This is a genomic window from Brevibacillus sp. NRRL NRS-603 (genome assembly GCF_003013445.1).
GTDB lineage: Bacteria > Bacillota > Bacilli > Brevibacillales > Brevibacillaceae > Brevibacillus > Brevibacillus formosus.
The window spans coordinates 225854-234638 of sequence record NZ_PXZN01000024.1 but is presented as its reverse complement, the minus strand read 5'-3'; the positions used below and the strand labels follow the sequence as shown (position 1 = coordinate 234638).

Sequence of the window (8785 nt, the reverse complement as noted above, 5' to 3'; positions counted from 1 at the left end):
CCATTTTTTCCGAAGCTAGGCTGGGCTCCAGAGGCGCTTGGACTGGAAATCACTTCTCCCTACGCTGCTTTTTTGTGAAAGTTGGTTCACGATGGTGATATCAAAAACTCATCAACGCTTCTGCTTCGGGTCCAAAGCATCTCGCAATCCATCCCCTAGCAGATTTATCGAGATGACAGTAGCAAAAATAGCGATCCCAGGAGGTACCCACAACCACGGTCTTTTCTGAAAATCGATCAAAGTATTTGCTGCATCCATCATGTTGCCCCAAGTCGGCGTTGGCGGGACGACTCCGAGGCCGAAGTACGATAATACGGATTCGCTCAGGATCGCGCCACCGACGTTCAAAGTGGCGACGACAATCAAGAGCGGTGTCAGATTGGGCAGCAAATGGAAGAATAGCTTGCGTCTGTCGCGCAGACCGAGTACTTCTGCTGCTTGCATGAATTCACTTTCGCGCAAGGTGAGCATTTGGCTGCGGACCATTCGCGCCAAGCCGGGCCAGCCGATGAGACTCAGCATGACCATAACGATGTAAATGCGGTAGTCGGTCGGGATTTTCCACTCAGAGAGGACTGCGCCCATAATAAACAAGAGCGGCAAACCAGGAATGGTCATGAGCACGTCTGCTACACGCATGATCACTTGATCGACCCACCCGCGGTAAAAGCCAGCTAGTGCACCGAGAAGGGCGCCAATGGAAACGGAGAGCACCATGGAGGCGATGCCGACTGTCAATGAGATTCGGCCAGCCTGCATCAACCGCGTCAAAATGTCTCTGCCCAAGCTGTCCGTCCCGAGCCAATGGGAGAAGCTTGGCGGTTTGTTGAGCATGGCCGTATTAATCTTGCCGGATGCGTACGGAGAAAAGAACGGACCGATGAAGCATACCGTTGCCATGACGAGTAAAAACACAAGTCCAACCATGGCCAGACGCTTCTTTTTCAGTCGCAAAAACGCCTCGTGCCACAAGGACGAACGCAACGCTACCTGCTCCGGTCTCGTCACCTCCGCTATTTCACTTACCGTTGATGCCATCGTTTTCCCTCCTATTTCAACCGAACGCGCGGGTCAGCCACTCTGTACAGCAAATCAGCAGATAAGTTTCCGATGACGGTGAGAATCGCCAGGAACATCGTAAAGCCCATCAGGAGCGGGTAGTCCCGTACAGAAAACGCCTGCATGTACAACTGTCCGACACCGGGCCAGTTAAAGATTTTTTCCGTGATGATCGCCCCACCGAACAATGCTGGCAGTTCAAAGCCTAGCAGTGTAATGGCGGGCAGGAGCGCATTGCGCAGCGCATGCTTGTGCAGGACGACTTTTTCCTTCAGCCCTTTTGCCCGGGCTGTACGCACGAAGTCTTGTTGAATGACCTCCAGCATATTCGTTCGGAAATAGCGAGTCAGCGTCCCCACGCTCAGCAAAGTCAGCACCGCCACAGGCAAAAGCATATGCTGAACCACGTCCCACGCATAGGCAAGCCCTGTTTCCTTGCTGCCAATCGTCATCATGCCCCCTGCGGGAAACAGCTTGGCATCGACGGCAAACATTTTGATAAACAGCAGCCCGACGAAGAAGACAGGCAGCGACATCGCGGCAAAAACACCGATCGTCACGAGCGCATCGAACCAGGAATGCTGCCTTGCAGCAGACAGAACTCCAATTGAGATCGCGATCAGCCACGTAAAAAAGGTGGAGGTGATCGCCAGCAAAAACGAATTCCAGATGTAATCGTTCAACAGCGACATCACCGGCTGCTGGTATTGCAGAGAATAACCAAAATCGCCTTGGAGGGCGTTTTTCATCCAGATGAAATACCGTTCGAGGACAGGCTTATCCAGACCGTACATCGCTTTTAGCTCCAGCTTTCGTTCGGCTGTCAGCTTGGGACTCGTATCGACAAAATCACCGGGCGTTAGAGCATACAAGAAAAAAATTAAAATGGATGCGCCGAAGAGCGTCAACGCCATGTAAAAGACCCTTTTCAGGAAGTAGGACGTCATCGTTGGCCTCCTTTCATGCTTAGGGAAAAAAGAAAGCCCAGCCCCAGGGCCGGGCACAACATTCGTGAGTCAGTTACTCGAACTTGTTACTCCATTTTGATGCCAGGCAGGCTGGTCGAAATGCCCGTGAACGGATTCGGTTCCAAGCCCTTGATCTTGCCGTTGTGCGCAGACAAAATTTTACGGTAGCCGAGGAAAATGTACGGTGGATCATCGCTCAGCTCTTTATACAGGTCTTTGTAGATCGCTTTGCGCTTCTCGATGTCCAGCGTAGATAGACCTGCTTCCAGCAATTCGTCTACTTTGGCATTGGAGTAGCCATTCGTTCCGGTAAATCCGCTCTTGCCCTTTTTCGTCGAGAAGGCCTCTACACCGTCGTCTGGATCGATTAGCATCGTGGTCGAGAACGAAGCGAGGTCGTGATCTCCTTTTTCCGTTCGTGCCAAAACGGCGTTGTAGTCCATCATTTCTGCTTCAAACTGGATGCCCAGCTCTTTGTAGTTTTCTTTGGCAATCGGGATCAGGACCTCACCCAGCTTTCCTTTTGTCGTGTAGTAATGCACGATCAGCTTTTGTCCGTCTTTTTCGCGGATACCGTCCGTACCCGGCTTCCAGCCCGCTTCATCCAGGAGCTGTTTTGCCTTTTCCGGATTGTAGGCGTACGGATTGACATCCTCCGTATAAGCCCACGAAACAGGGCTGATCGGTACATTGGCGACTTGCGCGTATCCTTGGTAGGTCAGATCCAAAATCTTTTGGCGATCCAGTCCGTAGATGAAGGCTTGTCGGACGCGCTTGTCTTTGAAAAATGGCTTGGAATGATTGAACTTGATATACGAATAAGCACTGGATGTGTACAGATTGATATTCACGTATCCCAGCTCTTGCAACTGCTCAATGTTATCCGAGTTGACGGTAAAGGAGTTGTAGTCCATTTCTCCTGTCTGGATAAACTGCAGAGCGTCACCCTCGGTCGTCTTGTAGATAAAGTGCTCGACTTGCGGCTTGCCCGCGAAATAATGCTCGTTTGCGAGATAGCGGACTTCTTGACCAGGAATGTACGCCTCGAATTTGTAAGGTCCAGCTCCCAATGGCTTGCCGTGCAAGGTGCGGAGATACTCCAGGTCGCCTGGTTTGTACTCCTTGCCATAGTACGCCTTGGAGAGCACCTGCCCGCCTAACAGGACGAGAGACTTGGCGTTCACTTTCTCCGTCGTGATCTGGATCGTCTGTGGATCAATCACCTTGATTCCTTCGATCGTGTTCGCTTTGCCTTCCTTGTATTCACGCCCACCCTTGATACTTGCTACGAAAATGTCTGTTTCGCCATCGTACGTTTTGTCGTGCAGAATCGTCAGTGTAAAGGCTACATCCTCTGCCGTCAGCGGTGAACCATCGCTGAATTTCAGATTCGGTCTCAGGTGGAACGTATACGTGAGCTGGTCAGGAGATACATCCCATTTTTCCGCGAGCTTGGGTACTGGCTTTCCTGTCGCATCGACATCCACCAGTGATTCGAAAATCGCTGCGGAAACGTTGCCATCGTAGCCGTTGTGGTAAAAAAACGGGTTAAACACGCCGCCTGGCTCCGTCAATCCCGCAATGAATGTGTCAGTTCTTTTGGCTGCTGCTTCCGGCAGCTTGGATAAATCCGTAGCCAAATTGATGCCGTCTTTTATGTCTTGCACCTTGCTGGCAGCAGGCGCTGATGCTTCTGTCGACGGAGTCGCCGTTTGTGTCGAGGTAGCCGGCGCACTGCCTTCGGAGCTGCACCCTGTAACCAGTAGCGTCCCTAGCAGCAAAGTTGAAATGATTTGCGAAAGCCTTTTTTTCATGATGATCCTCCTTCATATCCACTCACTCAGTGAAACCGCTCCTCCGGTGGTCCGGTCGGATCAAAAGATGATACCTTATAATTCTTACCCGTTTACTATGAATTAGATTATAGGTATCTACACCTGACCAAGTCAACATTTTTTTCCAAACAAAAAAAGCCCCGATTATTCGAGGCTCTCATAAGTAGCATGTCTTTTATACGGAATGCCTAGCTTTTCACACGCCTGCATCACGAATAGAGCATGTCGCTCGCGCATGGTTTTCTCTACTCTTTTTTCCAATCCCCAATCAGATAGATTCGAAGCTGGCCGCAGTGCGGCACACAAATCCCAATACGGAAGCTGACTGTAATCGAGTGTCTTGCTGGCAGATTGATAATGAAGGGTAAAATCATTCATAGCCTCCACTCCAAATGCCCACAAAATCTCCAGTCTGGCGTTGCCGAGATCAGACAAGGGGTCGCCGATCGCAGCGTCCTCCCAATCGATGACAGCAGCCAGTTTTTCTTCCTTCCACATCGTATTTCCCGGCCAGAAATCGCCATGCAAAAGTGATGCTGCATTCGCTTGGGGCAGCGGCCAAACGGACTCCAGCACTTCACGAATGAGTCCCTCATCCAATGAATTGTCCAGGATCGCAGGTCTTTTGTGGAGCTTTTCCGTTATCGCTTCTTCTTGTTTCGGCAAATAAGTGTCCGCTAGCCTAGAAGCGTCTACTGAATGAATGCGAGTCAGCACGAAAGCTGCTTGTTGCAGAAAGCTGGACAAGTCGGCTGGCGCGGTAACTGTCTGTCCATCTATGAATTCGATGACAAGGCACGGTGTGGGAAACATATCGCTGGATGCTTCGAGGTGATAAGGAGTTGGAGTCGGCAAGCCAGCTGCCTTCAGTATTTGCAAAAGTTTGAATTCATCTGATGCGATCTGCGGATTTCGTTTAAGATCAGCCTGACCATGCTGGCGGACGACTACTTTTTTCTTCGTGCCGTCAGGGGTCTCCATTTCAAGCGCGGTGACTTTTGCAGAAATCCCGCCTTTTAACTCCCATGCACGAAGGAGCTTGGCTGACGGGTTCATATTATGTACCAGGCGTGTCCATTTCTCATCCATTGTTTTACCCCCTTTATGCTCCACTGTCTGATTGTTTGTACAGCCCTACTTTCATCATATCTATATACGATTCTAATTCCGCAAAAAAGGATTGGACATGTGCAAAGCCTTTGTCACTAGCGTCGTAGTTTTCGCGGACGTACTTTTGCGTCAATGCCTCTACAGCCGACAGCAAAAAATGCAGCGCCTTCTGTGGATCGAACTGCGCTTTGATCATTGATGTATCGACATCATCCAAAAACAAGGGAAGATATCGCGCATTGAACTTGGCCTCCCTGTCTTCGATCTCAGCCCGGCATTCCTCAGGATAATCAAAAAAGGTCGCTACTGCCATTTGATAAATAGCCGGTTCCTCGGCGAAGAGTGCCATTTTCGCATGATTGACGTGAAGAAATCGCGCAAAAAAGTCCTCCGGCGCCGCTTCCATTCGCGTCTGTATATAGGTAAAAAAACGTTCGATACAGGCATCGACAATCGCGAGAAACAGTCCCTTTTTATTCCCGAAAAAGTGGAACAGCATCCCCTTTGATACGCCTGCGTTCTGGACGATTTGATTGGTGGAGCCTCGTTCGTAGCCTTTCGCGGAAAATTCAACAAGGGCCGCTTCCAACAGCATTCGCTTGTTCGGCTCCAACGTTTCGTCTTGCCAGATTTCTTTTATGTCCGCCACCTTCTCCCCGTTCTTCTTTTTCCTATCATAACGCACATTGACCAGGTGGTCAAAGTGGAGTTATACTTTCCTCGAAGACTTCATCATCCCTATTCCACCACAAGGAAGTGAGCCTGATGACACGGACTTTTCCCGTATTCGCCCGTATCATCCTTGGATTGATTTTGCTTGGAGCAGGTGTGAATGGTTACATAGTCTTGTTTGGATTTGAGCCTATCTTCCCAACGAGTCCTGCCGCCATGAAGCTTTTGCAAGGGTACCTGCTTGTCTTGGTCAAAACCGTCGAAATCATCTGTGGATTGCTATTCCTGACCAACCGCTTCGTCCCACTGGCCCTAACCGCCACTGCTCCTCTTGCTGTCAACATCTTGACGTTCCACCTGTTTGTCGATCCCGACATGCTTACTATGGGACTGATTGTCGCGATATTGGAAGTGTATTTGCTGTGGAGCTATCGTCGTAGTTTTCGTCAGTTGATGACGATGTAGAAAAAAGATGTATTCCATCGGTTGTAGCAGGGCTTCCGGACAGCTGTAGATTTTTTCGTGGGTTTAAAACGTTTTGCAAGTTAACGCAAGGAAAGCTTCTGAAAGGCCAATTCAATTAGAAAAAATCATCTTAGAACCACTTCTCAACGAATTAACTTAAGCTACGTAGGAAGAAGCGAATTTCCAGTCCAAGCGCCTCTGGAGCCCAACCCAGCTTCGGAAAAAATGGCGGGGAATTTCAGCTTCACTTATGAATGACCTCCTCGAAACTTCTACGTTTGAAGCGCTCCCGCCATTTTTTTCGAAGCGGACAGTGTATACCCCTTGCGGGGCGTAGGCCGAAGCGTAGACTGGAAATTCGCTTCTTCCCCCCACTACAGTAACGTTTATAAACATAAAAAGGGCCGGTACCAGGAGGTGTACCGGCTTTTCAATATCATCTTTTCGGTAAATTAATCTGCCATGATAATCCGTAACGATCTTGAACCCATCCGAACTTTTCACTGAACGGATATTGCCCGAGCGGCATAAGTACTTGTCCATCCAAGGAAAGCTGTCCAAAAACCCGATCAGTCTCTTCCTCCGTATCGCAGTCCACAAACAATGAAATCGCCGGAGTAAAGGCATGATAGTCACCGTTCGTATTGTCGATACACATGAAGGTCTGATCTTTTAAGGTGAAGGTGGCGTGCAGGACTTGTCCATTCTCGTGATGCATGATCTGCTTGATTTCAGAGCGATCAAAAATAGAAGTGTAAAACTTCATCGCTTCTTCCGCTTGTCCGTGGAACATGAAAAACGTAGTGATAGCTTGCACTGACAATCACTCCTTTTCGTGATGCTATACATATCCATTCTGCCCGTTCCTCCAATATGCATAACTCTGCTTCACACTAGAAAGTCATTGTCGTTATAACATCCTTAACTGAATACTATCTCCCTTTCTCATTTATCGTGATTGATAACAACAGTATCACCAGGTCTTATATCATAAACCGTTAAATCTTTAACATCAGAAAGCAAAGCAGAGAGTTCGCTTGGCCGACCAGTTAAAAAATCAAATACGCCAAAATGTGTCGGGATAACATTTTTTATATTTAGCAATCGGACTGCCTTAGCAGCCTCTCGGGGGGACATCGTATAAGCATCACCGATCGGCAATAGTGCCAGGTCTGGAACGTATAATTCAGCAATTAGAGCCATATCACCAAATACGTTTGTATCCCCAGCGTGATAGACAGTGTATCCATTTTCGAATTTGATTACGTACCCCATAGGCTCCCCACCATAGAGAATCTGATCACCATCAACGAAAGCCGAGGAATGGTCTGCATGTACAGCAGTAACCGCAATATCTTCAAATTGTCGAGTTCCACCTTTATTTATCGCAACAATATTTTGAACACCTTTTTTCTGGAGAATAAAAGCCAGTTCCCAACCTGCCAATACGCTGGCACCTGTTTTTTGCGCAAGCCAAACGGCATCTTCAGCATGATCTCGATGTGCATGTGTTAAAAAAATGTAATCTACTTTTTCTATGTTTTTAATCGTTTCGGGACAGGAGGGATTGTTTTTAATCCATGGATCAATAAGTATTTTTTTATTTCCAGATGTTTTTATATAAAATCCGCCAAAACCAAGCCATGTAAAAGAAATATTTCGGTTTAACATGTTGATACTCCCCCTTTTAAAAACTTCTATCTGTAAAAACTTCCTTAGCTGCGTTCAGTCCATTTAATGCGGCGGGGAAGCCAGCATAAACGGCCATTTGCATCATTATTTCCATGATCTCTTCTTTTGTGCATCCAACATTTAAGGCACCGTTAATATGAACTTTCAGTTGAGGGATTGCGTACCCAAGAGCGGTTAAGGCTGCAACAGTCGCAATCTCACGAGATTTCAAGTCCAATCCTTGCCGGCTATAGATGTCTCCAAATGGGAATTCAACTAATAAACGTTCAAAGTCAGGGGCGATTCCTTTCAAAAACTCACGAGTATGAACACCAGATTCTCCGACAACCTGATTCATTACTTGTGAACCGACTTCATACCTTATTTCTGCCATCTTTAAAATCCTCCGCTTCTTTGTTATCTGTACCTTCAATGTAACTCTCATAAAATGAAATTTTTTGAGTTACGGCATTTATAAACAATTCAATATTCCGTTGTTGCTCGAGCAACTTATTCCGATGATCCATAAGAATCGAAAGTCGATTCCTAACTGGTTCTTTGGGCATCTCCCCGGCTTCCAAACGTTCTAGAATGCATCCATCTTTTGTGAACTCCGAAATATCTTCAAGTGACATCCCTGTTTTTTTGAGAGTCGCCATGAAAATAAGAAAGTTTACATCAGAATCCCTGAATTCGCGTATTCCATTTTTGGATCTCTTTATTTTAGGAAATAATCCACTTCTTTCATAAAATCGAATGGTATGTGCAGAAAGTCCGGTTCTTTCCGCAACTTCTTTAATATTCATTTCGAGGAGCTCCTTCTGTTGTCGACTTGGTCCAATCTTACACCTTTGAGTTGACTCTAAGTCAAGTTGCCTGTTTGCTTAATCCATTCAGTCTAAAACGTTATTTTTGGAGTCTAATTAGTGCTTTGGAATTTTTGTAAGAGAATTAGAAAAAGACAGGCAAATGCCTGTCTTAGTTAATGTTTGGTTTCACACGTAA

The 8785-nt window shown here is 47.3% G+C and carries 10 protein-coding genes; 1 reads left to right on the top strand and 9 read right to left on the bottom strand.

Annotated features, from left to right (window positions below; genetic code table 11):
• Window positions 1–111: 111 nt before the first annotated feature.
• The 5 genes from opp4C to C7R94_RS20275 form a co-directional block, all read right to left on the bottom strand.
• Window positions 112–1038, bottom strand: coding sequence for an oligopeptide ABC transporter permease (opp4C, locus tag C7R94_RS20295; protein WP_106784128.1), 927 nt, complete (start codon window positions 1036–1038; stop codon window positions 112–114).
• Window positions 1039–1049: 11 nt separating this feature from the next.
• Window positions 1050–2006 (bottom strand): ABC transporter permease, encoded by a 957-nt coding sequence (locus C7R94_RS20290; RefSeq protein WP_106784126.1) that lies wholly within the window; start codon window positions 2004–2006, stop codon window positions 1050–1052.
• A gap of 86 nt (window positions 2007–2092) precedes the next feature.
• Window positions 2093–3841: an ABC transporter substrate-binding protein gene (locus tag C7R94_RS20285; protein WP_106784124.1), complete on the bottom strand. Its 1749-nt coding sequence runs from the start codon at window positions 3839–3841 to the stop codon at window positions 2093–2095.
• Between the two features lie 165 nt (window positions 3842–4006).
• On the bottom strand, window positions 4007–4951 hold the full coding sequence (locus tag C7R94_RS20280; protein ID WP_106784122.1) for a phosphotransferase family protein: 945 nt from the start codon (window positions 4949–4951) through the stop codon (window positions 4007–4009).
• Window positions 4952–4964: 13 nt separating this feature from the next.
• Window positions 4965–5621: a TetR/AcrR family transcriptional regulator gene (locus C7R94_RS20275; RefSeq protein ID WP_106784120.1), complete on the bottom strand. Its 657-nt coding sequence runs from the start codon at window positions 5619–5621 to the stop codon at window positions 4965–4967.
• Window positions 5622–5737: 116 nt separating this feature from the next.
• Here C7R94_RS20275 and C7R94_RS20270 point away from each other — a divergent pair, with 116 nt between their 5' ends.
• Window positions 5738–6109: a hypothetical protein gene (locus C7R94_RS20270; RefSeq protein WP_106784117.1), complete on the top strand. Its 372-nt coding sequence runs from the start codon at window positions 5738–5740 to the stop codon at window positions 6107–6109.
• Window positions 6110–6545: 436 nt separating this feature from the next.
• Here the strand turns inward: C7R94_RS20270 and C7R94_RS20260 are convergent, their stop codons facing one another.
• The 4 genes from C7R94_RS20260 to C7R94_RS20245 all read right to left on the bottom strand — a co-directional run bounded on the left by C7R94_RS20260 (window position 6546) and on the right by C7R94_RS20245 (window position 8586).
• Window positions 6546–6932 carry a VOC family protein gene (locus C7R94_RS20260; RefSeq protein WP_083995231.1) on the bottom strand — a complete coding sequence of 129 codons (387 nt, stop codon included), beginning with the start codon at window positions 6930–6932 and terminating at the stop codon, window positions 6546–6548.
• A 122-nt stretch (window positions 6933–7054) separates the two neighbouring features.
• Entirely contained in the window at window positions 7055–7780 is a 726-nt protein-coding gene (locus C7R94_RS20255) for a metal-dependent hydrolase (RefSeq protein WP_106784112.1), read from the bottom strand.
• A gap of 16 nt (window positions 7781–7796) precedes the next feature.
• Window positions 7797–8174, bottom strand: a complete 378-nt coding sequence (locus C7R94_RS20250; protein WP_106784109.1) for a carboxymuconolactone decarboxylase family protein — start codon at window positions 8172–8174, stop codon at window positions 7797–7799.
• Window positions 8155–8586 (bottom strand): MerR family transcriptional regulator, encoded by a 432-nt coding sequence (locus C7R94_RS20245; RefSeq protein WP_106784107.1) that lies wholly within the window; start codon window positions 8584–8586, stop codon window positions 8155–8157. Before C7R94_RS20245 ends, C7R94_RS20250 begins: the two co-directional genes overlap by 20 nt.
• Between the last annotated feature and the right edge of the window lie 199 nt (window positions 8587–8785).

Coding starts and splice junctions, on each gene's coding strand:
- C7R94_RS20270 (WP_106784117.1), top strand. CDS start 5,738: ATGACACGGACTTTTCCCGTATTCGCCCGTATCATCCTTGGATTGATT.
- C7R94_RS20255 (WP_106784112.1), bottom strand. CDS start 7,780: ATGTTAAACCGAAATATTTCTTTTACATGGCTTGGTTTTGGCGGATTT.
- opp4C (WP_106784128.1), bottom strand. CDS start 1,038: ATGGCATCAACGGTAAGTGAAATAGCGGAGGTGACGAGACCGGAGCAG.
- C7R94_RS20290 (WP_106784126.1), bottom strand. CDS start 2,006: ATGACGTCCTACTTCCTGAAAAGGGTCTTTTACATGGCGTTGACGCTC.
- C7R94_RS20285 (WP_106784124.1), bottom strand. CDS start 3,841: ATGAAAAAAAGGCTTTCGCAAATCATTTCAACTTTGCTGCTAGGGACG.
- C7R94_RS20245 (WP_106784107.1), bottom strand. CDS start 8,586: ATGAATATTAAAGAAGTTGCGGAAAGAACCGGACTTTCTGCACATACC.
- C7R94_RS20250 (WP_106784109.1), bottom strand. CDS start 8,174: ATGGCAGAAATAAGGTATGAAGTCGGTTCACAAGTAATGAATCAGGTT.
- C7R94_RS20280 (WP_106784122.1), bottom strand. CDS start 4,951: ATGGATGAGAAATGGACACGCCTGGTACATAATATGAACCCGTCAGCC.